Below are 25,693 nucleotides of genomic sequence, written 5' to 3'. Positions count from 1 at the left end.
GTGATCCCGTGGGAGCTGGCTTGCCGGCGATAGGGCCGGTACCGCCACCCTCATTCAAGCGCCTGTAACCGCTGTTCGATATGCCGCCGCTCCGGCGCCTGCCGGGTCAGCGCCAGCGCCTGCCGCCACGCCGCACGCGCCTCCTCCACCTGCCCCAGCTGATAATGCAGCTCGGCCCGCGCCGCATGCGCCAGGTGATAGTCCAGCAGCTCACCGCGCGCCAGAATCCCTTCGACCTCCCGCAGGCCAACTTCCGGCCCGTCCCGCTTCGCCAGCGCCACCGCCCGGTTCAGCTCCACCACCGCTGACGGCCAGTGCCGCTGCAACACGTCGTACAGCCCGACAATCTCCGTCCAGTCAGTCTCTTGTGCCGTAGCTGCTTCAGCGTGCACCGCAGCGATCGCCGCCTGTACGGTGTAGGCGCCAAATGCCCGGCTTTGCAGGGCCTGGCGCACCAGCTCGCAGCCCTCGTCAATGCGTTGCCGGTCCCACAGGCTGCGGTCCTGCTGTTCCAGCACCACCAGGTTGCCCTGGGCATCGGTTCGCGCCTGCTGCCGGGACGCCTGCAGCAGCATCAATGCCAGCAGGCCGATCGCCTCCGCATCAGGCAACAATTGCACCAGCAGCCGCGCCAGGCGAATGGCTTCATCGCTCAGTTCCTGCAGCAGCAGTGACTCGCCCGAGGACGCCGAATAGCCTTCGTTGAATACCAGGTAGATCACCCGCAACACGCTCTCCAGGCGCTCGGGCAGCTCGTTCAGTTCCGGCACCTGGTACGGGATGCCGGCGTCGCGGATCTTGGCTTTGGCGCGGACAATGCGCTGGGCGATGGTGGCGGGGCTTTGCAGGAAGGCGCGAGCAATCTGCTCGGTGGTCAGGTCGCAGACTTCGCGCAGGGTCAGCGGCACCTGGGCATCGGCCGACAGCGCCGGGTGGCAGCAGGTGAAGATCAGCCGCAAGCGGTCATCCGCCAACAACTCTTCTTCACTGGGGTCGTGTGCCTGGCCGTCGAGCAGCATGCTCAGGTCTGCCTGAGAGCGGTCGAAACGGGCCCGTCGGCGCAGCGCATCGATGGCCTTGAAACGCCCGGTGGAAACCAGCCAGGCCCGTGGGCTATCGGGGATACCATCGCGCTGCCAGCGCTCGACGGCGATGAAGAAGGCATCATGCATGGCCTCCTCTGCCAGGTCGAAATCACCCAGCAGGCGGATCAACGTCGCCAGGATGCGTCGCGAATCCCGCCGGTACACGGCCTCGACTTCGGCACGCACCTGCGCCAGTGCCGTCATCAGTCGGGCATCCGCTGGGTCACCACCTCCACCAGGCGGTCCAGGCTTTCTCCCCAGCCCTGGTAGAAGCCCATTTCCTCATGGGCCAGGCAATCAGCGGCATTCCAGTGCCAGGCGCGGGCGGTATAGCGGGTTTTACCCTGCTCCTCGTCAAAGCTGATGACGGCGGTCATGAAGGCCTTGTCCGACGGCACCCAACCGGGGCCAAAGGCATCGGTGAACACCAGCCGGCGCGGCGCGACAATTTCCAGAAACACGCCCTGGGTCGGGTATTCACTACCATCCGGCGCCCGCATCAGGGTGCGGAATACCCCCCCAACCCACAACTGCATCTCGCACTCCGGGGTGGTCATGCCGTGCGGCCCCCACCACTGCATCAGCCACTGGGGTTCGGTCCAGGCGCGAAATACCTTGGCCGGCGGTGCGTCGATCAGGCGGCTGATGGACAACTCGTGTTGTGCTTGCGCGGGGTGTGCAAGGCTCATGCTGATGGTTCTCCGTAGCTGTCAGGGTTGCAGTTCGCGCACCGGTCGCACCTCGACACTGCCGACCCGTGCCGCCGGGATGCCCTTGGCGATGTTCAGCGCTTCGTTCAGGTCGCGGGCCTCCACCAGGTAAAAGCCGGCGAGTTGCTCCTTGGTTTCGGCAAACGGGCCGTCGGTCAGGCTCATGTGCCCGTTACGCACGCGCACCGTGGTGGCGGTTTGCACAGGCTTGAGCGCCTCGGCCGCCAGCATTCGCCCAGAGCCCTGTACGGCTTCGGCGTAGGCCATGCATTCGGCGTCTTCCGGGCTGTCGGGCAGGCTATGCAGCAGCCCCTCGTCACAATAGACCAGGCACAGGTATTTCATGGTCGCCTCCAGGGCATCGGCAAAGTGCGTTTGGCGATAACGGCTCAGGGCTTGAGATCGAACAGGGCTTTTTGCGTTTCCATGTCGAAAGGCGCCGACCAGTGCTCGTGGATCACCTGCCACTGGTCACCTTTCCGACGATAGCCCACGGTGGCGCGCATGAAGCCGCACTGGCTTTCGTCGTCGCCCGGGCCGCAGCGGTTCAGCCAGTGGGCCAGGGCCAGGTCGCCTGCGGCATGTACGGTGAGTTCGGCCAGTTCGAAGACCATGGGGCCGGTGCACATGCCCATGCACATTTCCCAGTGCGCCGTGTAGGCGGCCTTGCCTTTGAATTGCAGGGCCTGGATGGCATCGAAGGCAACGATGTCATCGGCATAGGGGGCGGTGATGTTGGGGATGTCACGATCGCGCACGGCCTGCATCCAGCGCTCGATCAGTTGGCGGATCTCGGTTTCGGCTGCGGTGATCATCGGGGTTCCTCCGACAGTACGTAGGTTTTGACACGCAGTGCGGCGTGCCTTCACCTATGGTCGAACGGAGAACGGAGGAATCGACAGGCCTTGGTAACTATTCTGTTCAGTGACGGCAGGATATTACCTATGCGCTGCGTTAGAGCAGCGTGGCTCAGGCCATCGCGGCTTGTTCAAATACCTCATCAGCCCACTGATTCAGGCTTTTACCGGCAGCACGGGCAGCGACACTCGCCGCAGCATGAACCTCAGGCCGAATTCTCAGCATGACCTTACCCGAAGCAGGCTTCTCCGGAGTAATGCCCTGCTCTACACAATCGGCCAGGTAATCCTCCAGTGCATCGCGGAACGCTTCATGCAATTCGGGCACCGACCTTGCGTGAAAACTGATGATGTCTCGCATACCGAGCACACGGCCGACGAAAATGTCATCACGCTCGTCGTACTCGATACGAGCGGCGTAGCCTTTGTAGCGCATGCAACTCATGTCCTGACCCCTGCCCGTAATAGAAATTCGCGAGCTTCTTCAATCTGATACCGCTTGGCTTCTTTAACTGGATGAGGCCGGTGACACCTCCAGCAGTGCTCACCAAGCAGCAGCTTGACCCTTGAGCCTTGCCGCTCCTGCACCTGGCCACCGAGATGGAGTATCAATGCCTCAATTTCGGAAAAAGCCAACGACGCCGTGGTCGGCGTTCGGAAAATTGCGTCGAGAATTTTGCGGTATCGAGTGTTCATCGAAAAATGCTATCAAATTAAGATAGCACTTTTTCCTCGATATTCATTCAGGATTTTACATTGCCGAGCTGTAAGACCGCTGATGGCCCTCTAGCCTGGGGAAGCAAGAGAGCCATCAATCTTTGACAAGGCCCGATCAACCCTGCTGACAACCCTCACCCATGGCGCGGTACTGGATGGTGTGCACCTGGCCCTGGTGGTCTTCGTAGGTCATGGTCGCAGGCACCACTTCGCAGACATTGGGGATGGTCGAGAGGTTGATCACCCGTTTGATGTCCAGGTTCATGGTGTAGTCGTACTGCTGGGCCACTGGCTGGCTGGAGACAGGTTGGGCCTCGTCGGCAAGGGCGAACGAGGACATACCGACCAATGCAAGAATCAGTAATGGTTTCATGTGGGTTTGCCTTTTGAGCATTCAAGCTGATCGATTGACTTCTAATGCCGTCAATGGCGCGGAGAAGTTGCCATCTACGGTGAAGATGGCACGAAGTACCGATCCCGCTTCGTACTGCCAGGGGGGATGAGTAAAATTCTACTCCCGGTTCGCAATAGTTGAACCCTGAAGTCGGATATTCACCCTTGCCGTATTTGCAACAATCTGCGTCAAATTGGCCGCAAAATCTCACGCCAGAGCCTTGGCGAGCTTTAAGGGCAGGACCCGCCATCTCATTAAAAAATATTCACTGCTCGACACTCTCGGCCACAGAACGCCGGCTGCTAGACCACTTTTACCGCCAACACGGCTCGCGCATGCGTGCTGCGGGCGACGCTGAACTGTGGGTGGCAAGGGCCCCGGGCATCGTTGCAGGCTTGAGCCTGAGTGGGGTGGGTGAAGGCTTTTGGTTGACGGGACTGTTCGTCGACCCGCAGCAGCGCGGCCAAGGGGTGGCCGGGCAATTGATCGAGGCGGCGCTGGAACAGGAAAAGGGACCCACCTGGCTGTTCTGCCACCCGGACCTGGTGCCGTTCTATGAGCGCCTGGGTTTCCACATGGCCGTGCAACTACCCGAAACCCTGGCCAGCCGCCTGCAGCGCTACCAGCGCAGCAAACGCCTGGTAGCCCTGCAGCGGGATCAGTCGTCGCTGAGCTCAAGCCCGGGGAACAGCACCTCGGTGTAGCCGAACTTGGCAAAGTCCTGGATACGCGACGGGTACAGCCGGCCGATCAGGTGGTCGCACTCATGCTGCACCACCCGCGCATGGAAGCCGTCGGCAAAGCGGTTGATCGGGCTGCCCTGGGGGTCGACCCCTTCGTAGCAGATATGCTTGAAGCGTGGCACCACACCCCGCAGGCCCGGTACCGACAGGCAACCTTCCCAGCCGTCCTCCACTTCAGTGGACATCGGCGTGATGACCGGGTTGATCAAAATGGTCTGCGGCACCGCTTCGGCATCCGGGTAGCGCTCGCTGCGCTCGAAGCCGAAAATCACCAACTGCAGGTCGATACCAATCTGTGGCGCGGCCAGGCCTACGCCGCCCACATGGCGCATGGTTTCGAACATGTCGTCGATCAGTTGCTGCAGTTCGGCAGTGCCGAGCATGTGCTCGGGTACTGGCGGGGCGATACGCAGCAGGCGTTCGTCGCCCATCTTTAAAATGTCACGGATCATCTGGGGTTCGGCTCGGAAGGTTGGTGCTGGCTCGGTTGCGGGTGTTCATGGCCCAGCACGGTGATGGTTTCCGGGGCCTTGTGCCCTTCGAAATCCTTCTCGCCAGGGTTCTTGCCCTCGCTCGACATGTGCTCGATCACCGCATTCATCTCCGCGCCCAGCAGCAACACGGCGGCGGAAATATAGAAATACAGCAACAGCACGATGATTGCACCAATACTGCCGTACATGGCGTTGTAGTCGGCGAAGGTTTTCACGTAATAGGCAAAGCCCAGTGACGCCACGATCCACACCACCACCGCCAGCACCGAGCCGGGGGTGATGAAGCGAAACTTCTGTTTTACGTCAGGCATCACGTAGTAGATAAGGGCCACCGCCACCATCAGCAATATGATGATCACCGGCCAGCGCAGAATGGTCCAAAGCGTGACAATGAACTCCTGCATGCCGATCTGGGCGGCGATCCATTCCATCACCTGCGGGCCCAGCACCATCAGCGCTGCGGCCGCCAACAGCATGCCAGCCAGGCCGATGGTGTAGAAAATGGAAAGCGGGATACGCTTCCACACCGGGCGGCCTTCGGGCACATCGTAAGCAGCGTTCATCGCGCTCATCATCAGGCGCACGCCAGCCGACGCGGTCCACAAGGCAATCACGATACCCACCGACAACAGCCCGCCCTTGGACTGCTGCAACTGATCGATCACCGGGTTGACCTGTTCCAGTGCCTGAGGCGGCAGCACCAGTTCCGATTGCAGGCGCAGCCACGAAAAGAAGTCCGGCAAATGCAGGAAACCAATCAGGGCAATGAGGAACAGCAAGAAAGGGAACAGCGAGAACAGCGCCTGGTAAGCCAGCGCGGAGGCGTAGGTGGACATCTCGTCATCAAGAAATTCCTTGACGGTACGAACCAGCACGCGGTGCAAGGGCAGGCCCTGCAGGGCGGAAAAAATCATAGCGTCTCCTTTCGCCGCTCGATCGATTCAACAGACAAGTCTAATAGACCATACCGCTGCTGTGCTGCTCCCGGCCAATGCATCAAAAATTGTGTAAGCCTGTATCAGCCTCTTCGCGAGCACGCCCGCTCCCACAGATACGTACATGTGGGAGCGGGCGTGCCCGCGAAGAGGCCGGTTCAGGTTGCCTCAAATCAAGGCTTCTTCACTGCGTCCTTTACATCGCCCTTGACCTGCTGCGCCTCGCCTTTAAGCTCCTGCGCCTTACCTTCGGCGCGCAGCTTGTCGTTGTCGGTCACCTTGCCAACACCCTGTTTCACGTTGCCGATTGCTTCGTTGGCCAGACCTTTGGCTTTGTCTTTAGTACCGCTCATGGCAAAACTCCTGCAAATGGAGACACGTGAACCGTGTCGACAGAAGGTGGACCCACCACCCTCGCCGGGAGTTTCAACGGATTTTCCAGCCACAAGCCGAGCGGTAAAACTGCGGGCGAATACCGCACCAAATCACCCCGGCGCACCTACTCAGCCGGCACAGCTGCCCTAGAATCCCCGCAAACGTCCGCCCAGAGCAGGCTGACACTCGATAAAAACAATGTTTTCCGGATACCCGCACCCATGCGTCTGATGCCTGCGCTGGTGGCCTTGCTGCCACTGCTCCCCCTGCCCGCCTTGGCCGCCGCACCGGCCAACCCCGAAACCCTGCGTGTCGAGCGCTACGCTGACGACGACCAGCCCGGCTCGCTGCGCTGGGCCATCGAAACCAGTAACCAGAACCCCGGCCACTACAGCATCGACATCGCCGCCGTCGGCAAGCCGCCCTACGTTATCCGCCCCAGCCGTGCGCTGCCGGAAATCAAGGGCCCGGTGCGCATCACCGGCCTGCCTTGGGCACTCGATGGCCAATACATCGCTATCGACGGTTCGGCCTACATCAAGGACCAGGGGGTACGCACCTGCCCCGGCGCCCTGCCCGGCCAGTTCGGCACCAACGTGCGCACCACCACCAACCCCGGGCTGGTACTACGCGACACCCAGGGCGTGCACCTGAGCGGCCTGGAAGTGCGCAACTTCTGCATCGGTATCCTGGTCAACCGCGCCAGTGGCAACGTGATCGAAGACAACCGCATCGTCGCCAACAAAGGCGGCGCGGGCATCATGCTGACCGGTGACGACGGCGCGGGTAACCCCACCGCTACCACCACGAACAACAACAAGGTGCTGCGCAACCAGCTGATCGACAATGGCGATGGCCTGGAACTGACCCGCGGCGCGGCATTCAACCTGGTGGCCGACAACCTGTTCCGCTCCACTGCAGCCAACCCCGAACCCTCGCAGGGTATCGAGATTCTGTTGGGCAATGACAACAGCGTGGTGCGTAACCGCTTCGAAAACTATTCCGACGGCCTGCAGATCAACTGGGGCAAGCGCAACTACCTGGCGGCCAACACCTTCAGCGGCAACTCGATCGGCGTCAGCGTCACCGGCGAGGGCAACATCCTCGACGGCAACCTGATCCACGGCAACCGCATCGGCGTTGCACTGCGCCCGGAACCGGATGCTACCGCCACGCGCCTGAGCGGCAACCGCATCTGGGGTAACAGCCAGGATATCCGCCGCTGTGAAGCGGGCGGTTCGTGCGTGCCGGGCCAACGCACCGGCGCCATCGTGTTTGGCGTGCCTGCGCAGGCCCATGCGCTGTATGTAGGTTCGCGCGGGGTGGGCGCCGACTTGCCGAAGAAAGACCAGGCGATCATCTGCGACGCCAAAGGCGAGCCCAAACCTTGCCAGCCGCTGCCCAATCATAACCAGCAGGCGCCACGGCTGCTTGCGCTGGAAGGCAATGTGTTGCGCGGTGAAGTGCAGGGGCCGGTGTCGAGCCTGCTGCGGGTGGAGTTCTTTGGCAATGCCGAGGCGGATGGCACCGAGGCGGAGCAGTACCTCGGGGAGGTGCTGGTGAACAGCGACAAACAGGGGCAAGCGCGGTTCGCACAAGTGCTGGAGAACATCGGCGGGTTGCGCAGCTTTACCGCGACCGTGACCACTGCCGATGGGGCAACCTCCCAGTTGAGCCTGCCGGTTCGGCGCTAACAACACCGACCCTCATCGGTTAATACGGCCGTTGTAGGAGCGGCCTTGTGCCGCGAAGGGGCTGCAAAGCAGCCCCAAGGTTCTAGCAACAAAGCCGATATTGCCGGGGCCGCTTCGCGGCCCTTTCGCGGCACAAGGCCGCTCCTACACTGACCGCGTCAGCCCCAACGCAAAGGTCTTCATCAAACCTTGCCCCGCCCCGTGCCACCCCTCACAATGCAGGCCTTCATAGCGTCAACCCGCAGGAACCTGCATGAAACTCGACAAACCCGCCGCCATCGCCCGGCGCAACGAAGCATTGGCCAAGCCGGTGCTGAACAGCAGCAACACCCTGTTCGCCATCCTGGACAACAAACGCAACCTGTGGTGGTTCGAAGTGCCCGTGAAGCTGCTGGGCAAGGGCCAGGCCGACTGGGTCAACCTGCTGCTGCACACGCCAGAAAGCGATGAGCTGCAGCACCTGAAAGTGCCCACCAACTTCCTCAAGGCTCATCTGGAGCAGATGGAAGTGCGCAAGCCCGGCAAGCGCCGCTCCACCATCAGCCTGGCCCTCAGCGCCGACCGCGACTCGCTGCTGCGCGACACCCGTCCGGGTGGCGAGCAGCTGGACTTCCGCAACTTCGTACAGGCGTAAGGCGGTCAGGCCCTTTCGATACGATCGTCATGGATGACGATCAGGCCCTGCTTGAACAACGCGCCAATAGCCTTCTTGAAGTTGCCCTTGCTGACGTTGAACAGCTTGCTGATCAGGGCCGGGTCGCTCTTGTCGCACACGCCCAACACCCCACCTTCAGCCTCCAGGCGCGCCATGATCTGCTCTTGCAGGCTGTCGGCCAGGGCCGCACCCACCGGTTGCAGGCTCAGGGCAATCTTGCCGTCGTGGCGCACTTCCTTGATGAAGCCCTTCTCGTGCATGCCCGAACGCAGGAACTTGAACACCTCGTTCTTGTGGATCAGGCCCCAGTGGCGGTTGTTGATGATGGCCTTGAAGCCCATCGGTGTTTCGCCGGCCACCAGCAACTCGACCGGTTGCCCGACTTTGTAGTCGGCCGGGGTGACGTCGAGGTAACGGTCCAGGCGTGACGTGGCGGTGATGCGGCGGGTGCGCTTGTCGAGGTAGACGTGTACCACGCAGTAATCGCCGATTTTCAGCTGCCGTGCCTCTTCCGAGTACGGCATCAGCAGGTCCTTGGGCAGGCCCCAGTCCAGGAAGATGCCGGCACCGTTGATATCCTTGACCTTGAGGCTGGCAAACTCACCCACCTGCACCTTGGGCTTCTCGGTGGTGGCGATCAGCTGGTCTTCGCTGTCCAGGTAGATGAATACGTTAAGCCAGTCATCCACCTCGGTTTCGGCGTTTTTCGGGATGTAGCGCCCCGGCAGCAGGATCTCGCCATCGGCGCCGCCGTCCAGGTACAGGCCGAAGTCCACGTGCTTCACGATTTGCAAACTGTTGTAACGCCCAAGCAGAGCCATTTCCGATGATCCTCAAGACAAGGCGGCTATTCTACACCTGAAGCCACCGGATGGCCCGACCACTGATACGGTGGAACCGCCAGCCCGCCCTTGCGTCTACCATCTGGCCAGACTGAGGAAGGAACAGCACATGCCGCTACGCCTGCCCAAAGCCCTGCTGATCGCCATCGCCTTAACCCTGGCCCTGGCCGCCTGCAGCCGCATCGACCTGGCCTACCGCAACCTGGACCGCCTGGTGCCGTGGTCGCTGGGAGATTACCTGGACATGAACAGCGAGCAAAAAGCCTTGCTCGACGACCGCTTGCGCGAACATCTGGCCTGGCATTGCAAGACCCAGCTGCCAGGCTACATCGACTGGCTGGACCGGGTACGCGGCATGGTCGCCGATGGCCAGGTGACCGACCAGGCCCTGCAGCAACGCACCCGCGAGGCCCGTGAGGCGATTGGCCGGGTGGCAGAGGAAATCACCCCGTCGGCCACCGAGCTGTTGCGCGGCATGAGCGACAGCCAGGTGGCGGAAATGCGCGAGGCGTTCCGCGAGGACATCAACGAACGGCAGAAAAAGTACGTGGATACCCCGCTGCCCAAGCAGATCGCCCGCCGTAGCGAGCGCATGGAGAAACGCCTGACCCCGTGGTTTGGCGAATTGACGGCAGCGCAGAAGCAGCGGGTGCAGGCCTGGTCCGCAGCGCTGGGCGACCAGAACCGCGAATGGATCGCCAACCGCGCCCACTGGCAGCAGCAATTGTTGCTGGCGATGAACCAGCGCAACGACGCCAGCTTCGAGCCACGCCTGGCGACGCTGCTGCAACGCAAGGAAAGTTTGTGGACGCCTGAATACCGCTCGGCATTTCAAAACACCGAACAACAGGCGCGCAGTTTGCTGGTGGACCTGGTGCAGCAGAGTACGCCGCAGCAGCGGCGGTTCTTGCAAGAAAAGCTGGGTAAGGTGCGGACTGATTTCAGTGAATTGAAGTGTTTGAAGGGTTGAAGTCACTGGTTGCCTGTCCTGGCCAAGCAATTACCGGGCCTTGCGCCGGTACGGAAACACATCAATCACCTTCCCCTCGCGAATGGCTGCCTGCAGCCCCTTCCAGTAATCCGCGTCATACAACTCCCCATGCAAGCGGCTGAACAACCGTCGCTGGCCAAGATCGGCAAACAGGAACGGCGGAAACTCTTCGGGGAACACGTCGTGGGGCCCGATCGAGTACCACGGCTCGCCCGACATCTCATCCTCCGGGTAACGCGGTGGCGGGATGTGCCGGAAGTTCACCTCGGTCAGGAAGCTGATCTCGTCATAGTCGTAAAACACCACCCGGCCATGGCGGGTAACGCCAAAGTTCTTCAGCAACATGTCGCCGGGGAAAATGTTTGCCGCCGCCAACTGCTTGATGGCCAGGCCGTAATCCTCCAGCGCCTCCAGCACCTGGCCTTCGCTGGCATGCTCCAGGTACAGGTTCAACGGCGTCATGCGCCGCTCTGTCCAGCAGTGGCGAATCAGTACAGTGTCACCCTCCAGTATTACCGTCGACGGCGCCACCTCCAGCAGCTCGGCCAGGCACTCCGGCGCGAACTTGCCCTGTGGGAAGCGAAAATCGGCAAACTCCTGGGTATCGGCCAGGCGCCCCACACGGTCGACGCTTTTTACCAGCCGGTACTTGTCGATCACGGTTGCGCGGTCGACGGTTTTTGATGGCGAGAAGCGGTCCTTGATGATCTTGAACACGGTGTTGAAGCCCGGCAGGGTGAACACGCTCATGACCATGCCGCGCACCCCGGGCGCCATGACGAAGCGGTCTTCGCTGCCGGCCAGGTGGTTGATCAGCGCCCGGTAGAACTCCGACTTGCCGTGCTTGTAGAAACCGATGGAGGTGTACAGCTCGGCAATATGCTTGCCCGGCAAGATGCGCTTGAGGAAGTTGACGAACTCTGCCGGCACCGGCACATCGACCATGAAATAGGAGCGGGTAAAGGAAAAGATGATCGACACCTCGGCCTCGTCGGTGATCAGCCCATCGGCCTCGATACCATGCCCCTCACGGTGCAGCAGCGGTATCACCAGCGGCCACTGCTCATCGCTGTTGTACAACCGGCCGACCAGGTAGGCACCCTTGTTGCGGTACAGCACCGGCGAAAACAGCTCCACCGCCAGCGTCGGGTCTTTGCAAACCCAATCCGGCAGGCACTCGCGCAGTTGCTCCTCAAGGCGTGACACGTCGCTTTCAAGGTCGCCATAGGCGAATGCATAGTCGGAAAGAATCGCCCGCAGCAGGCCCTGCAGATTGCCATCGGGGCGGTAGGTACAGGTTTGTGTGGCACGCTGGTGGCTGCGGATAGACGGCCGGGTGGTGTGGATGAACATGCAGCCGTCGCTGATCTGGTCATGGCTGAACAGGCTGCAGAACAACGAGTTGTACCAGGTCTCGGACAATTCATCGTCCAGGCGCGGGTCGATCAGGCGTATGTAGGCACTTTTCACCAGAGGCCACTGCTCGACCTCCAGCAGCACTTCGTCATCGAACGCATCACGCAACCAGCCGTTGACCTCGCCGACCTTCTGTTCGTAAAGGTTGATCCGAGCGGCGGCTGCCCGCTGGCTGTCTTGCCAACGCGCCTGCTCGAAGCGCTCGCGGGCGCCGAGGGTGATGCGGCGGAAATGCTCGCGGTAGTCGTCGAAGCCATCGAGGATCATCCGGGCGATCTCGCCGGCAGGCCAGTGCTGGGTCATGCGGTGGACCTCGGTGCAAAGATTGAGTACTGAGCTTAGCCGCCCTTGTGATCATGGGTTAATGCCACACCTCGAAGGCCTGCATGGCCTTTGTAGGAGCAGCCTTGTGCTGCGAAGAGGCCGGTACAGGCGAAAAATACCTGTGCTTGTACCGGCCTCTTCGCAGCACAAGGCTGCTCCTACAAGGGCCGCGCAGAGCGCAATGGATTGCACCGCAAGAAAGCACAAGAATCCCCCCGCCCCCTGGCGTACACTCGCGCCCTGCCCTGTACCCGGAGACCGCCGTGAGCCCCATCGCCCTAGCCCGCCTGCTGACACTTGCTGCCGTCTGGGGGGCGAGCTTTTTGTTCATGCGCATCATCGCCCCCGAGCTGGGCACAGTGCCGACCGCATTCTTCCGTGTATCCATTGCCTGCCTGGGCCTGATCGGCATCGTCGCGGTCGCCCGCGTGCGTTGGGACTTCCAGGGCAAGCTCGGTGCCTGCCTGGTGCTGGGCATGATCAACTCCGGTATCCCGGCCACCTTCTATTCCGTTGCCGCTCAGGTATTGCCAGCCGGCTACTCGGCGATCTTCAACGCCACCACACCACTGATGGGCGTGCTGATCGGCATGCTGTTCTTCCGCGAGCCCATGACCCTGCCCAAGATGTGCGGCATCTTCCTTGGCCTGTTTGGCGTCGGCATCCTCAGCGGCGCCGGCCCGGTGGCGCTGGACATGGCCCTGGTGCAGGGCGCCCTCGCCTGCCTGGCGGCCACCACCTGCTACGGCTTTGCCGGCTTCCTTGCCCGCCGCTGGGTCAGCGGCCTGGACAGCCGCCTTTCGGCACTGGGCAGCATGCTCGGCGCCACCTTGCTGCTAAGCCCGCTGTTCGCCTGGAGCGCGCTCAGCCAGCCGCCTGCCAGCTGGGGCGGCTGGCAGGTGTGGCTATCGCTGTTGGGCCTGGGCCTGTTGTGCACGGCGTTCGCTTATATCCTGTACTTCCGCCTGCTGGAAGAAATCGGCCCGGTAAAGGCCAGCACCGTGACCTTCCTGATCCCGGTGTTCGGTGTATTGTGGGGGGCGTGGCTGCTGGACGAGTCGCTGTCCATGGGGCACCTGTACGGCGGCTTGCTGATTGGCATGGCACTGTGGCTGGTGTTGCGCCCGACGCGCAACTGAAGCGGGGCACACGATGAACAGCGTATACAAGAAGGTCTTGTTCCGCCTGGAACAGGACGAAAACGGCTACCCACCCGCCTCAGTCGAGGGCCTGTGGGCCAAGGCTGTGGAAGGCGGCTATACGGTCGACAACATCCCCTTCCATGTCTACGGCATTGCCCCGGGTGATGTGATTGCCACCCGTGAAGAAAACGGCGAAACCTGGTTCGATGCACTGCGCAGCAGCAGCGGCAGCTCGGTGTTCCGGGTGCTGGTAAAGCCCCCGGAAACCCTGGACCAGGTACGTGCGGCCTTGCAGGACTTCGGCTGCAACTGCGAAACCGAGCAGGCCGTGAAGATGCTGGCTGTCGAGGTCCCGACGCAACGTTCACTCGACACCCTGCTCTACTACCTGCTCACCCAGCGCGAAGCCGGCCTGCTGGACTTCGAGGAAGGCGTATTGCGCCACGCCATCCCCGAAGAGTTCCGCTAGGACTTACGCCTCGGCCAGGCGCGCGACGGGCTTGCGAAACACGAACAGCAGGCCCACCACGATCAACCCCATGCCCAGCAGGCTGAGCGGTGCCAGTCGGTTGCCGAAGATCAGGAAGTCCATCACTGCGGTCACCGCCGGCACCAGGTAGAACAGGCTGGTGACATTGACCAGGTTACCCTTGGCGATCAGCCGATACAGCAGCAACGTCGCCAGCAATGAAACCACCAGGCCCATCCACAGCAACGCGCCGACAAAGCCGCCGGTCCACTCGACATGCAGCGGTTGCAACGGTGCGAACAGCGCGCACATGGCAAAGCCGGCCAGGTACTGCAACGGCAGCGTGCCCATAGGGTTATCGGTGATGCGCTTCTGCAGGATCGAGCCCAGGGTCATGCTGGCCAACGCCAACAGGGCAAACAGCATCCCTGCCAGCGACACCCCGCCCAGGTTGATGCCCTGGTACACCACCATGATCAAGCCGCCCAGCCCCAGACCCAGGCCGAACAGACGGCTCCAGGAGCGTTGGCGCTCCATCAGCACCACGGTCAGGATCGGTTGTACCCCCATGACCGTGGCCATGACGCCAGGGGTGACATGGGTGTTGAGCGCCAGCAAGTAGAAGATCTGGTAGGCGCCGAGCAGCACGCACCCGGTACCCAAGGCGCGCAGAATCGCCCCACGGCTGCGCGGCCAGCGCAGCCCCAGCAGCGGGCCGATCAGCAGCAGGCCGGCCAAGGCCAGCGCCGAGCGCAACAGCAGGAAGGCGAACGGGCTGGCATGCGCCAGGCCCAGCTTGGAGACGATCGCCCCGCTGCTCCACAGCAGGACGAACAGGCTGGTAGTGGCCACCGAGGCCACGGATGCTTTGGTAAAGACAGACATGTATTGCCACCTGATAGTAGGCAGGAAAGCCAAACGGACGGCGTGCGCTTCAGCGAGGGAAGTAGCCGACCGTGTTCAGTAGGTTGCGTGTGCGAAGGGGTTCGGCAAGCAGCCGATCAGCCCAGCACAACCACGCAAGGAGGCGGAGCTACGCCGCCTACGACGCCACTGACAGGTGGTGGGTAGTGACTGATCATGACCGGCTGCTGGCTGCCACGCACGACCATGCCCGCGACTGGCGCGATGGCAAAGCATGTGGTGGAAGGGCTGGCTGGCATGAACAGGTCTTCGGGAAGAGAACAGTGGGTTGGACTATAGCCCGGCGCCACATGGCTGGCAACTACCAGGCCGGCACACTCCTGTGCAGGGGCAGCCTTGTGCTGCGAAGAGGCCATCACTCCCTGCACATATGTATGAGGCAGCACTGGCCCTTTCGCAGCACAAGGCTGCTCCTACACAGGCCACATCCGATTGGCCACTGGTTAATTTTCCACCGCTCCGGCTCGTCTGAATGCGAAACGCAGCACGCATTCACCCGTTCCGAGGATCACCCATGAACGCAAAAGCCTGGCTCTACCGGCCAGCCCAGATCACCTGCCTGCTGCTGGTCAGCGCCTACGCCCACGCCGCCAAGCCCGGCGATATATTCAAGGACTGCAAGGACTGCCCGGAAATGGTCGTGCTACCCCCCGGCAGCTACGTGATGGGCGCCCCCGACGACGAAGTCGGCCGCCAGCCTGACGAAGGCCCGCTGCACACCGTGACCTTCGCCAAGCCCTTCGCCATGAGCCGCTACCAGGTTACCGCCGCCGAGTTGGACGCCTACATCAAGGCCACCGGCACCGTCATCAAGAGCGGCGACGACCGCCCCGGCCGCTGGTGCGAGGCCAGCAAGCCGACCTACAAGCAAGGGCCCCGCCAGCCGGCTGTGTGCGTGGACTACGACGAAGTACAGGCCTACACCCAGTGGCTGGCCAAGACCACCGGCAAGCCCTACCGCATGGTCAGCGAGGCCGAGCGCGAATACGCCGCCCGCGGCGGCTCCACCGGTCCGTTCCCCTTCCCCTTCGACGAGCCGGGCAAGTACGAAATCAGCAAGCACGCCAACACCTACGGCCCTCGCGATGGCTACACCTACACAGCCCCAGTGGGCAGCTACCCGGCCAATGCCTTTGGCATGTACGACATGCACGGCAACGTCTACGAATGGGTTGCCGACTGCTACCACGAAAGCTATGAAGGCGCCCCCGCCGACGGCAGCGCCTGGGTTCAGGACCCGAAATGTATCCGCGCGCACATGCGTGGCAACGACTGGGGCGAGCCGCCAATTTTCTCCCGCTCGGCCAACCGCAATGACCGCCTCAAGACAACCCGCGGCGACTTTCTCGGTTTTCGCGTAGCACGTGAACTGTGAAGTTGTGACGCGGTTAACGCAGCACTGGTGAAAAAAATAGCCAATAAGAATCGTTCCGGTTTTTCACAGGTGCTGCGTCACATAGCTGACATTAAAAAACCCTTCTGCCAACGAGACCGCAATAGATGTCCAAGTCCTTGCCCGGCCCGCTCAACCCGCTTGCAAAAGCGTTACTGATCCGTCATTCCCTTCGGCCCCGGCACGTGTTGTCGCGCGTAGGCCTGGGGCTGGCGTTGTCCACTGCGATGGTTGCCCAGGTGCAGGCGCAGGCGCAGGAATGGGCGCTGGATATTCCCGCGCAGTCGATGAACTCGGCGTTGCAGGCGCTGGCCAAGGAGACGGATACGCAGTTGCTGTACAGCCCGGAGGACATCGGTGGCTTGCAGTCCTCGGCACTTAAGGGCCGTCACGACCTCGCGACATCGCTGCGCATCCTGCTGGGCGGCAGTGGGCTGCGTTATCAGATCGACGGCAATACGGTGACGGTAACGGCGGGCTCTGCCGCAAAGGACGGCCAGGTCGAGCTTTCGGCGACTAACGTCAATAGCGTCGGCCTAGACGCAACCACCGAAGGCACAGGCTCTTACACGACGGGCGTGACAAGCACGGCCACGAAAATGAACCTGTCGCTTCGTGAAACACCGCAATCGATCACCGTTGTCACCCGTCAGCGCATGGATGACCAGCATCTGGGCGCTATTACCGACGTACTGAAACAGACGCCAGGTATCACCATTTCCCAAGACGGCGGGGAACGTTTCAACGTCTATTCGCGTGGCAGCGCCATCGACACCTACCAGTTCGATGGCGTCAATACCAGCCAAGAGAACCAGACGCGCAACATGCCCAGCACACTGTTGGACATGGCGTTGTACGACCGGGTAGAGATCGTCCGCGGCGCCACAGGCCTCATGACAGGGGCAGGCGAACCCGGCGGAGTCATCAACCTGATCCGCAAAAAACCAACCCATGAGTTCAAGTCTTATATCAAGGGCAGCGTAGGCTCCTGGGACAATTACCGCAGCGAAGCCGATGTCTCTGGCCCGTTGACTGAAACTGGCAATGTGCGAGGGCGCATGGTTGCGGCCAAGCAAGACAACCACACATTCATGGACTGGTACGACCAGAAACGCGAAATCTTTTATGGCGTCGTCGAGGCCGATGTGACCGACACGACCCTGGTACGTTTTGGCGTCGACTACCAGAAATACCGCTCAACTGGCTCGCCTGGCGTTCCTTTGCTGTTCACCAATGGCAAGCAGACCGATTTCTCCCGCTCCACCAGTTCTGGCGCACGGTGGATGTACGATGATTTCGAGACCATGAACTACACCGCTACCCTGGAGCAGCAGTTGGTGAACGACTGGAAGCTGCGGGTAGTGGCCAACTACATGGATGTGGACCGAGACGCAGACTTGGGATGGTATCGGAGCACGTCGGGTGTCACTTACCTGAACGAAGCAACCGGTTCGGCAAGCGCCGAGCGGGCCAAGATTTCTGCCGACCAAACGCAAAAAGGCCTGGACGTCAATCTCGCTGGCACCTACGACCTGTTCGGCCGCAGCCATGATCTGGTACTGGGCTACAACTACTCTGAATACGAGAATGACCACCGCTCCCAGACGGGCGGGATCGCCACCTTCAACTTCTACACTTGGGACAACTACCTGGCACGCGACGGCTACCGTCCATCCTTGATTTTCAACATCAAGACACGCCAGAGCGGCTACTACGTGGCCAACCGTTTCAACGTCACCGATGATCTGCACCTGCTGCTTGGTGCCCGAGTTTCGCAGTACACCTACGACTCCGACCTGACATCCCTGATCGCCAACACCAATACGGTCAGCAAGATGCGTGAAACCGGCCAGGTAACGCCGTACGCAGGTTTGATCTATGACCTGACGCCTGAACAATCCGTGTACTTCAGCTACACCGACATCTTCAAGCCGCAAACTTCGATGGACAAGGATGGCAAAGTCCTCGAGCCGGTTGTCGGCAAGAACTACGAAGCTGGCTGGAAAGGCGAGTTCTTCCAGGGCCGGCTTAACACCAGCGCTGCTGTATTCATGGTCGAGCGCGACAATTTTGCCGAACTCGATCCTGGCCAGCTCACTCCAACCGGCTCATCGGCCTATCGCGCAGTCGACGGGGCCAAGACCAAGGGCTTCGATCTTGAAGTCACGGGTGAGATCGCACCGGGCTGGAACGTACAGACAGGTTATAGCCATGCCAAAACCAAGGATGCCGATGGGGAGCGCCTGACCACGCAATTGCCCATGGACACCTTCCGCCTGTGGACCACCTATCACCTCAAAGGCGATTGGGACAAGTTAACGATAGGCGGTGGCGTGAACTGGGATTCGAGCAAATCGCTGACCTTTACCAACATCAACAACGCAAAGGCCAAGGATGACGATTATGCCGTCGTCAACCTCATGGCTCGCTACCAGGTCACCGAACACCTGGCGGCTACCGTCAACGTCAACAACCTGTTTGACGAAAAATACTACTCCGGCATGGCCGGCAGCTACGGTCACTACGGTGCACCACGTAATGCAACACTCGATGTCCGCTACGATTTCTGATCCTGCAAGCCAGTGTGAACAGCGCCCTTCTTCGTGAAGGGCGTTTTTTTTACCCGGTACCGGCAATCAGTATCCGCCAAGGGGCAACAAGCCTGCCCTACCAGGATAGCGGCAGGGCTGCACCCGCAGCCGAAGCAAAAAAAACCTGCGGAATCATCCTTGACGAATGACACCGCAGGTTGCTGAGCCCAGGCAAAGCCCGTGGTTCAGGGGCATGCTCCCTCAGTCACTTACCTTGTCTACCTCTTGCACCATTGTCACCAGGCCATCAATCACTTCCGGGTGTTTGAGGATGTCGTAATGCCCGGCGTTGATAGCCACATTAACGGTACTACGGCGGGTCCAGTACGGGCTGACGGTGTCGCCCGCCCACCAGCATGAGGCCTGTGCCGAGGTGCTCGGCAAACCGCTGATCTGTGAGGACAGCGCCTTTAATCGCATGGCAACGACGAAAGTATGGGCCAACTCGCCGCTGCTGATATCGGCATAGGCCGATTGCTCGCAATGATCGGCGCGCCATTGTTGGACCATTTGTTCCAGGGCAGCCGCCTCGGTATCGACAGGCACCACCCCCGCGGGCAGTTGCTCCTTCGCAATGCCCAGGACCACGCTCAGGAAACCACGCAAATCATTACCCCAGTCGCCTTCAGCCGGTACTACCTCTGGCTTGGGCATGAAGCTGTCAACCAGGCCTAGCGCCGCTACTTGCTGCCCTTGGTTTTCCAGTTCACGAGCAACCATCACCGCCAGTGATCCACCCAGCGACCAACCCATCAGTCGATAAGGGCCCTCAGGTTGTTTCTGGCGGATGTACTGGGCGTAGTCAATGGCCATCGACTCCAGGGAGTCGTCTTCCCAATCACGATCCAGGAACATGCGGCACTGCAAGCCGTAGACACTGCAATGGCCATCCAGGCGACGCGCCAGCGGCTCGTAGTCAAATACCGTGCCGAAGCCTGCGTGCAGGCAGAACAACGGTGTGGCATCGGCCACTCGGCTGTTGAGCAGCAAGAGCGGGTCAAGGTCATTTCCTGCGATAGTGAAGCCCGAAAGTTCGCCAATAGTCGGCTTGGCCATGACATCGCGCAACTTCAACTCGATGGGCAGATCTTCGTGCGCGCGTACCTTGGACAGCATCTTCAGCACCCGCAACGAGTCACCACCAAGCTCGAAGAAGTTGTCGTCGACCCCGACTTGGTCAACCTCCAACACCTCCTGCCAGATACGCGCCAGTACACGCTCGATATCATTGCGTGGTGCCACACGCTTGCGCTGCCCGGTAGCTTCGGGGGCGGGCAGTGCGTTACGGTCGATCTTGCCGTTTGGTGTAAGTGGCATCGACGCAAGCAGGACAACATGTGCTGGCACCATGTAATCGGGCAGCTCGGCACGCATCGCATCACGCAACTGCGCCGACATTACCATCGCGTTTGCTGACACCACATAGCCCACCAGTTGCTTGCCGTTGGCGACCTCGCGGGCCACGACCACCGCATCCTTGACATCAGGAAGGTTGCGCAGACGGGCTTCAATCTCTCCCGGCTCGATACGGAACCCACGGACCTTCAACTGGTTGTCCAGCCTACCGATGAAGTCAATGACCCCATTGGCACGACGGCGTACCCGATCTCCCGTGCGATACAGACGTGAGCCTGGGTTGAACGGGTCTGCGACAAAGCGTTCAGCCGTCAGCGCCGGGCGTTGGTGATAGCCTCGCGCCACCCCCTCGCCACCGATGTAGAGCTCGCCGGCGACGCCGTCAGGCAACGGGTTCAGGTCCTGGTCGAGTACATGCAGGGTACGCAGACCGACCCGTTCACCGATCGGTGCATAGACCGCTTCGCACGACTGCTGCGCCGATACCTTCCACAACAGGGGCGTGACGACCGTTTCTGTCGGCCCGTAGCCATTGGTCAGGTATTGAGGACGCAACGTACGCTTGACCAGCTCGAACAGCGCATCAGGCACGGCATCACCGCCAAAGCAGTAGATTCGCACCGGTGGTGCAGCCTGCGTCGATGCTTCGGCGAATTCTGCCAACTGCTGCAGATAAGCTGGCGGGAAGCAGGCAATATCGATGCGCTGCGCATGCAACACCTGCCAGGTTTCTTCGGCCGTCCACAAACGGTTGTCGCGTACCACGAGGCTGCCACCACTCGACAAGGTCGAGAGCCAGCGTTCCTGAGCACCGTCGAATGCAAACGACATGAACAGCAGCTCGCGGGTCGCTGTATCCATCTCATACAACTGGGCGATAGCCTGGCAATGCATGCGTATCTGCCCATGGCTCACGGCCACACCCTTTGGCTTGCCGGTAGAGCCGGAGGTATAGATCAGGTAAGCCAGGTTGTCATCCTGCACCTGCACCTGCGGCGCGCTGTCAGGTAGTTCAAGACCTGTCAGCAGGTCGAGCTCAACACAGCTGCGAACCTGGGCAAAGCGCTCACGCAAGCCACTGCTGGTGACTAGCAGATGCATGGCGGAGTCTTCGACAATCCACTGCAGACGGTCCTGCGGATAGTCTATATCCAGCGGCACGTAGGCGGCGCCGGTCTTCATCACTGCGAGGAATGCCACGATCACGTCCACTGACCGTTCCAGGGCGATCCCGACCGTGACTTCAGGGCGTGCCCCCAGGCTTGTCAGATGATGCGCCAATCGGTTGGCACGATGATCCAGCTCGGCGTAGGTCAATACCTGCTCACCGCAACTCACGGCCAATGCGTGTGGACGTTCGAAGGCATGCCGCGCGACTTGCCCGGCAAGGTGCAGCATGCTGCTTTCGCCGGCCGGCAGCCGATTACGCGCGACCGTCTGCTGCACCTGGGCCGAAGTGAGCATGCCAAGGCTGCCGATGGCGGCCCGGGGATTATCCAGCATGGCCGTGAGCAAAGACTCGAAGCTACCGCGTATGGCATCGGTGGCCGCTTGGGTGAAGCGGCTTCGCAGGTAGAGGAACTCGACCGACAAGGTCTCGCTCAGGTGTACGGCCAGGTCCATGGCGAAGTTGGTCACATCACGGTTGCTGACTTCACCGAACCGCAGGGTGCTATCGGCGCTTTCGCGCAAACGCTCATCCACGGGGTAGTTTTCAAAGACCACGATACTGTCGAACAACGCCTGCCCCGGTTGCCCGGCCCAGCGTTGTACGTCCGCCAGCGCTGCATGTTCATGGTCGCGCAACTCCAAATTGTAGGCCTGCAATTGTTGCAACCAGTCAGACACCACTACGTCCGGTTGTGGAGCCTGGACCACGGGCAGGGTATTGATGAACAGGCCCAGCATTTCATCCGAACCCGCCAGTCCCGCCGGCCGCCCCGCAACCGTTGCGCCGAAGCAGACGCTGGACTGGCCGGTATAGCGTTGCAGCAATAACAGCCAGGCGGCCTGAATGAGGGTGTTCGGGGTTACCCGCAAACGCTGTGCCTGCTGGCGCAGGCGCGAGGTCTTCGCGGCATCCCAGTGCAGGTACAACGCATCGTGACCCTCAAGTTTGCTGTCGGCATACGGGGCAACCGTCCCTGCCAACAGGGTCGGGCTTTCGAGTTCGCGAAGCTTGCCCGACCAGAACGCCTGCAATGCAGCCTGCGGCTGGCGGGCGAGCCAGCGAATGTACTCTGCAAAGCGCGTGACCGGCACACTCGACCCTTGACCGTGGTAACACTGCAGAACTTCACCCAGTAGGCGCGAGTTGCTCCAGCCGTCCATGAGGATATGGTGTCGCGTCCAGATCAGATGCAAACGCTCATCGTCGAGCCTGACCAGTGTCAGTCTCATCAATGGCGCACTCATCAGATCGAAACCTTGCGCCGTTTCATCCGCTGCCAAGGCTTGCAGATCGTCAGTGCTCACCTCACGCCCACGCCAGTCCAGGACCCGCGTTGGCAATTCGGCCTGGCGGTGCACCACCTGAAGTGGCTCGGCCAGCATGGGTGAAAGCCAGAACCCGGTGCGCAAAATGTCATGACGCACGATCACCTGATTCCAGGCCGTAATGAAACGATCAATCTCGAGCCCGGCCACTTCCACCGAGGTCTGATTGATGTACAGCCCGCTCTCCGATCCCTGCAGGGTATAGAACAACATCCCTTGCTGCATCGGCGACAACGGATAGATATCAGCGACCTGTTGAACAGGTACTGGCAAGCTGTCCAGTTGAGATTGGTTCAGGCCAGCGAGCGGGAAGTCCGAAGGTGTGACACCGGTGTGCTGTTGAAGGCAGCAATGCTCGATCAATGCGTTGAGTTCGGTCACATAGTCATCGGCCAAGCGCTGCAGTGTGGCCGGCGCGAACCGATCCCGGCTGAAGCTCCAGTTCAACTTGAGCTCACCGCCGTATACCTGGCCATTTATCGTTAGCATGCTTGCCAGTGGCGCGGACTTATCCTGAGGTGCCCCTGGGTATTCCTTGGCCGGCACGAATAGAGCAGAGGATGCATCAAAGCTACCATCGAACTGGCCAAGGTAATTGAACACGACTTCGCCATGCGGTAGCTGCACCAACGTATTGCGTGCCTGCTCATCGCCCAGGTAACGCAGCAGCCCATAACCCATGCCCTTGTCCGGCACCGCCCGAAGTTGCTCCTTGATCGCCTTGATCGAATCCCCCATGCCACGCTGTGGGTGCAGGTTTACCGGGTACATGCTGGTGAACCAACCCACCGTCCGGCTGAGGTCGATACCCTCGAACAAGTCTTCACGACCATGACCTTCCATGCGAACCAGCAGCTGCGGATGTGCAGTCCAGCGGCAAACCACTCGGGCCAATGCAGTCAGCAACAGGTCGTTGATCTGGGTGCGGTATGCCGCAGGAGCAACCTGAAGCAGTTGACGTGTGCGCTCACGGTCCAGACAGCTGCTGACCGAGGCAGCGTGTTTTTGCAGATTGCCGCCTTGCGGGTTGTCGCACGGCAGCGCATCGCTCGTACCTTGCAACTGCGCCTGCCAGTAGTCCATTTGCGCCACTAGCTGCGGGCTCGCCGCGTAGTCCCGCAATTGCTGCCCCCAGGCTTTGAACGAACTGGTCTTCTCCGGCAGGTTCAGCGGTTGACCGTCCCGCAGCGCCAGGTAAACCTGTTGCAGATCTGCTAGCAGTACGCGCCACGAGACACCGTCAACGACCAGGTGGTGGATCACCAGCAGCAGGCGTTGCCCACCGTCGGCCAGGTCGATGAGCACTGCGCGCAAGAGTGGCCCCTGCTCAAGGTTCAAGCTGCGCTGCGCCTGCTCGGTCACCAGCGACAATTGGCTGGCATCCGTTACCGAACGCGTCCACAGCAATGCTTGGGGAGCCTCCTTGAACGCCGCATGCCAGCCGCTTTCGCTTTGGTCGAAACTCAAGCGCAATGCATCGTGATGCTCCACCAGCGCGGACAATGCGGCACCCAAGGTTTCGCTATGCAGTATTTCACTCGGCTGCAACAGTACGGACTGGTTCCAGTGCTGACGCTGAGGGATGTCTTCGGCGAAGAACCATTGTTGGATCGGAGTCAATGGCATGCTGCCAGAAACCTTCCCTTGATCGACAGCACTACGCACGTTGCGTCGCGCGATCGCCGCCAACCTTTGGACCGTCTGGTTTTCGAACAACTCTTTGGGTGTGAACTGAATGTCCTGCAGACGTGCACGGCTTACCACCTGCAACGAAATGATGGAATCGCCACCTAGCTCGAAGAAGTTGTCGGTCAGACCGACCCTCTCCAGTTTCAGCACATCCGCCCAGATCGCCGCTAACTGCTGCTCCAGCTCGCTTTGCGGCGCAACGTATTCACCCTGCAACTGGCTGGCATCCGGCTGCGGCAGGGCCTTGCGGTCCAGTTTGCCGTTCGGTGTCACTGGCAGCTTGTCGAGCAGCAACAAGTGAGCCGGCACCATGTAATCCGGCAAACCGGCCTTGAGCGCCTCACGCAGGCTGTCGCGCAGCGCGCTTTCATCTTGCGTGTTGTCGACAGGCACCACATAGCCCACCAACTGCTTGCCGCTCGGTCCGTCCTGCGCCAGCACCACCGCTTCCTGCACGCTCGGCAGTTCCAGCAGGCGCGCTTCGATCTCGCCGAGCTCAATCCGCAAACCGCGGATCTTCACCTGATGGTCGATACGACCGGCGTAGTCGATCACGCCGTCGGCGCGGTAGCGCGCCAAGTCACCGGTGCGGTACAGGCGCCCGCCGTTAGCACTGAACGGGTCCGGCACGAAGCGTTCGGCGGTCAGCGATGGGCGCTGGTGGTAGCCGCGAGCCAGGCCGACCCCGCCCAGGTACAGCTCGCCCGCACTGCCACGCACGGCCGGTTGCAGGCTGCCTTCGAGGATATGCGTCTTGAGGTTGTCGATCGGCTGGCCAATCGGCACGCTGATGCTTTCGTCCGGCTGGCAGGTCCAGTGGGTCACATCGATGGCCGCTTCGGTCGGACCGTACAGGTTGTACAGGCCCGCAGCCGGCAGCCGTTGCAGGGTTTGACGCGCCAGCTCGGCCGGCAGCGCTTCACCGCTGCACACCACGCGCTTGAGGCTAGTGCAGCTTTCGACCGCTTCGTGGGTCATGAACGCCTGCAGCATCGACGGTACGAAGTGCAGGGTGCTGATGCCATGGTGGTTGATGATGTCGACCAGCAGCTGCGGGTCACGGTGCGCCCCTGGCTGAGCCACGACCAAACGCGCGCCGGTCATCAGTGGCCAGAAGAATTCCCACACCGACACGTCGAAGCTGAACGGGGTTTTCTGCAGCACGCTGTCGCTGGCGTCCAGGCCGTAGGCTTTCTGCATCCACCACAGGCGGTTGACCAGCGCCTGGTGGCTGTTGCCGGCACCTTTCGGGCGGCCAGTTGAACCGGAGGTGTAGATCACGTAGGCGAGGTTCAGCGGCGCCACATCGACGGCCGGGTTGGCGTCGCTGAAGCCGCTGAGGTCTTCGACATCCAGGTCCAGGCTGCGCAGGCCGGCCGGAATCGGCAGGTTGTCACGCAG

Annotated in this window: 22 protein-coding genes and 1 pseudogene; 8 read left to right on the top strand and 15 right to left on the bottom strand. The window is 61.2% G+C overall.

What is annotated here, in order from left to right:
* Positions 1-50: 50 nt before the first annotated feature.
* From SB756_RS26050 to SB756_RS26025, 6 genes are all read right to left on the bottom strand, one after another.
* Positions 51-1,289: an RNA polymerase sigma factor gene (locus SB756_RS26050; RefSeq protein ID WP_341796498.1), complete on the bottom strand. Its 1,239-nt coding sequence runs from the start codon at positions 1,287-1,289 to the stop codon at positions 51-53.
* Entirely contained in the window at positions 1,289-1,774 is a 486-nt protein-coding gene (locus SB756_RS26045) for an SRPBCC family protein (protein WP_341796499.1), read from the bottom strand. The genes SB756_RS26050 and SB756_RS26045 overlap by 1 nt, the downstream gene beginning before the upstream one ends.
* A 21-nt stretch (positions 1,775-1,795) precedes the next feature.
* Positions 1,796-2,140, bottom strand: a complete 345-nt coding sequence (locus tag SB756_RS26040; RefSeq protein WP_341796500.1) for a YciI family protein — start codon at positions 2,138-2,140, stop codon at positions 1,796-1,798.
* 44 nt (positions 2,141-2,184) lie between these two features.
* Entirely contained in the window at positions 2,185-2,610 is a 426-nt protein-coding gene (locus tag SB756_RS26035; protein WP_341796501.1) for a YybH family protein, read from the bottom strand.
* A gap of 154 nt (positions 2,611-2,764) precedes the next feature.
* Positions 2,765-3,097: a type II toxin-antitoxin system HicB family antitoxin gene (locus SB756_RS26030; RefSeq protein ID WP_341796502.1), complete on the bottom strand. Its 333-nt coding sequence runs from the start codon at positions 3,095-3,097 to the stop codon at positions 2,765-2,767.
* Between the two features lie 387 nt (positions 3,098-3,484).
* On the bottom strand, positions 3,485-3,742 hold the full coding sequence (locus tag SB756_RS26025; RefSeq protein WP_063427321.1) for a DUF2790 domain-containing protein: 258 nt from the start codon (positions 3,740-3,742) through the stop codon (positions 3,485-3,487).
* Between the two features lie 356 nt (positions 3,743-4,098).
* On the opposite strand from SB756_RS26025, the gene SB756_RS26020 reads away from it, so the two are divergent.
* Positions 4,099-4,467 carry a GNAT family N-acetyltransferase gene (locus tag SB756_RS26020; protein ID WP_341796503.1) on the top strand — a complete coding sequence of 123 codons (369 nt, stop codon included), beginning with the start codon at positions 4,099-4,101 and terminating at the stop codon, positions 4,465-4,467.
* Here the strand turns inward: SB756_RS26020 and def are convergent.
* The 3 genes from def to SB756_RS26005 form a co-directional block, all read right to left on the bottom strand.
* Positions 4,422-4,958, bottom strand: a complete 537-nt coding sequence (gene def / locus SB756_RS26015; RefSeq protein ID WP_016498418.1) for a peptide deformylase — start codon at positions 4,956-4,958, stop codon at positions 4,422-4,424. The two genes, SB756_RS26020 and def, sit on opposite strands and share 46 nt — an antisense overlap.
* Positions 4,955-5,914, bottom strand: coding sequence for a YihY/virulence factor BrkB family protein (locus SB756_RS26010; protein ID WP_016498417.1), 960 nt, complete (start codon positions 5,912-5,914; stop codon positions 4,955-4,957). Before SB756_RS26010 ends, def begins: the two co-directional genes overlap by 4 nt.
* Before the next feature lie 194 nt (positions 5,915-6,108).
* Positions 6,109-6,288, bottom strand: a complete 180-nt coding sequence (locus SB756_RS26005) for a CsbD family protein (RefSeq protein WP_016498416.1) — start codon at positions 6,286-6,288, stop codon at positions 6,109-6,111.
* Between the two features lie 243 nt (positions 6,289-6,531).
* On the opposite strand from SB756_RS26005, the gene SB756_RS26000 reads away from it, so the two are divergent.
* Complete coding sequence (locus SB756_RS26000) at positions 6,532-8,004, top strand: nitrous oxide reductase family maturation protein NosD (RefSeq protein ID WP_341796504.1); 1,473 nt, start codon at positions 6,532-6,534, stop codon at positions 8,002-8,004.
* A gap of 253 nt (positions 8,005-8,257) precedes the next feature.
* Entirely contained in the window at positions 8,258-8,638 is a 381-nt protein-coding gene (locus SB756_RS25995) for a hypothetical protein (protein ID WP_019471036.1), read from the top strand.
* 5 nt (positions 8,639-8,643) lie between these two features.
* Here the strand turns inward: SB756_RS25995 and SB756_RS25990 are convergent, their stop codons facing one another.
* On the bottom strand, positions 8,644-9,480 hold the full coding sequence (locus tag SB756_RS25990; protein ID WP_341796505.1) for a S1 RNA-binding domain-containing protein: 837 nt from the start codon (positions 9,478-9,480) through the stop codon (positions 8,644-8,646).
* 130 nt (positions 9,481-9,610) lie between these two features.
* Here SB756_RS25990 and SB756_RS25985 point away from each other — a divergent pair, with 130 nt between their 5' ends.
* Positions 9,611-10,471: a DUF6279 family lipoprotein gene (locus SB756_RS25985; protein ID WP_341796506.1), complete on the top strand. Its 861-nt coding sequence runs from the start codon at positions 9,611-9,613 to the stop codon at positions 10,469-10,471.
* A 30-nt stretch (positions 10,472-10,501) separates the two neighbouring features.
* On the opposite strand, the gene aceK is transcribed toward SB756_RS25985, so the two are convergent.
* Entirely contained in the window at positions 10,502-12,211 is a 1,710-nt protein-coding gene (gene aceK / locus SB756_RS25980) for a bifunctional isocitrate dehydrogenase kinase/phosphatase (protein WP_341796507.1), read from the bottom strand.
* Between the two features lie 284 nt (positions 12,212-12,495).
* On the opposite strand from aceK, the gene SB756_RS25975 reads away from it, so the two are divergent.
* Both SB756_RS25975 and SB756_RS25970 read left to right on the top strand, forming a co-directional pair.
* Positions 12,496-13,371: a DMT family transporter gene (locus tag SB756_RS25975; protein ID WP_341796508.1), complete on the top strand. Its 876-nt coding sequence runs from the start codon at positions 12,496-12,498 to the stop codon at positions 13,369-13,371.
* Positions 13,372-13,384: 13 nt separating this feature from the next.
* Positions 13,385-13,843 (top strand): DUF4265 domain-containing protein, encoded by a 459-nt coding sequence (locus SB756_RS25970; protein WP_341796509.1) that lies wholly within the window; start codon positions 13,385-13,387, stop codon positions 13,841-13,843.
* A gap of 3 nt (positions 13,844-13,846) precedes the next feature.
* Here SB756_RS25970 and SB756_RS25965 read toward each other — a convergent pair whose 3' ends face one another.
* Together SB756_RS25965 and SB756_RS25960 are read right to left on the bottom strand one after the other, a co-directional pair.
* The gene (locus SB756_RS25965) at positions 13,847-14,728 is read right to left on the bottom strand and encodes a DMT family transporter (protein ID WP_341796510.1); all 882 of its coding nucleotides are present in this window, start codon (positions 14,726-14,728) and stop codon (positions 13,847-13,849) included.
* Positions 14,729-14,844: 116 nt separating this feature from the next.
* Positions 14,845-15,006: a hypothetical protein gene (locus tag SB756_RS25960; protein WP_167332716.1), complete on the bottom strand. Its 162-nt coding sequence runs from the start codon at positions 15,004-15,006 to the stop codon at positions 14,845-14,847.
* 275 nt (positions 15,007-15,281) lie between these two features.
* Between SB756_RS25960 and SB756_RS25955 the strand changes: the two genes are divergently transcribed.
* Positions 15,282-16,142 carry a formylglycine-generating enzyme family protein gene (locus SB756_RS25955; RefSeq protein ID WP_341796511.1) on the top strand — a complete coding sequence of 287 codons (861 nt, stop codon included), beginning with the start codon at positions 15,282-15,284 and terminating at the stop codon, positions 16,140-16,142.
* 125 nt (positions 16,143-16,267) lie between these two features.
* Positions 16,268-18,730 carry a TonB-dependent siderophore receptor gene (locus SB756_RS25950; RefSeq protein WP_341796512.1) on the top strand — a complete coding sequence of 821 codons (2,463 nt, stop codon included), beginning with the start codon at positions 16,268-16,270 and terminating at the stop codon, positions 18,728-18,730.
* Between the two features lie 222 nt (positions 18,731-18,952).
* On the opposite strand, the gene SB756_RS25945 is transcribed toward SB756_RS25950, so the two are convergent.
* Both SB756_RS25945 and SB756_RS25940 read right to left on the bottom strand, forming a co-directional pair.
* Positions 18,953-24,229, bottom strand: coding sequence for an amino acid adenylation domain-containing protein (locus SB756_RS25945; protein ID WP_410912528.1), 5,277 nt, complete (start codon positions 24,227-24,229; stop codon positions 18,953-18,955).
* A gap of 114 nt (positions 24,230-24,343) precedes the next feature.
* Positions 24,344-25,648 (bottom strand): annotated as a pseudogene (locus tag SB756_RS25940) (amino acid adenylation domain-containing protein); the annotation flags it as partial.
* Between the last annotated feature and the right edge of the window lie 45 nt (positions 25,649-25,693).

This window comes from Pseudomonas sp. SIMBA_068 (assembly GCF_046534705.1).
Taxonomy (GTDB): domain Bacteria; phylum Pseudomonadota; class Gammaproteobacteria; order Pseudomonadales; family Pseudomonadaceae; genus Aquipseudomonas; species Aquipseudomonas putida.
This window is presented reverse-complemented; position numbering and strand designations above follow the sequence as displayed.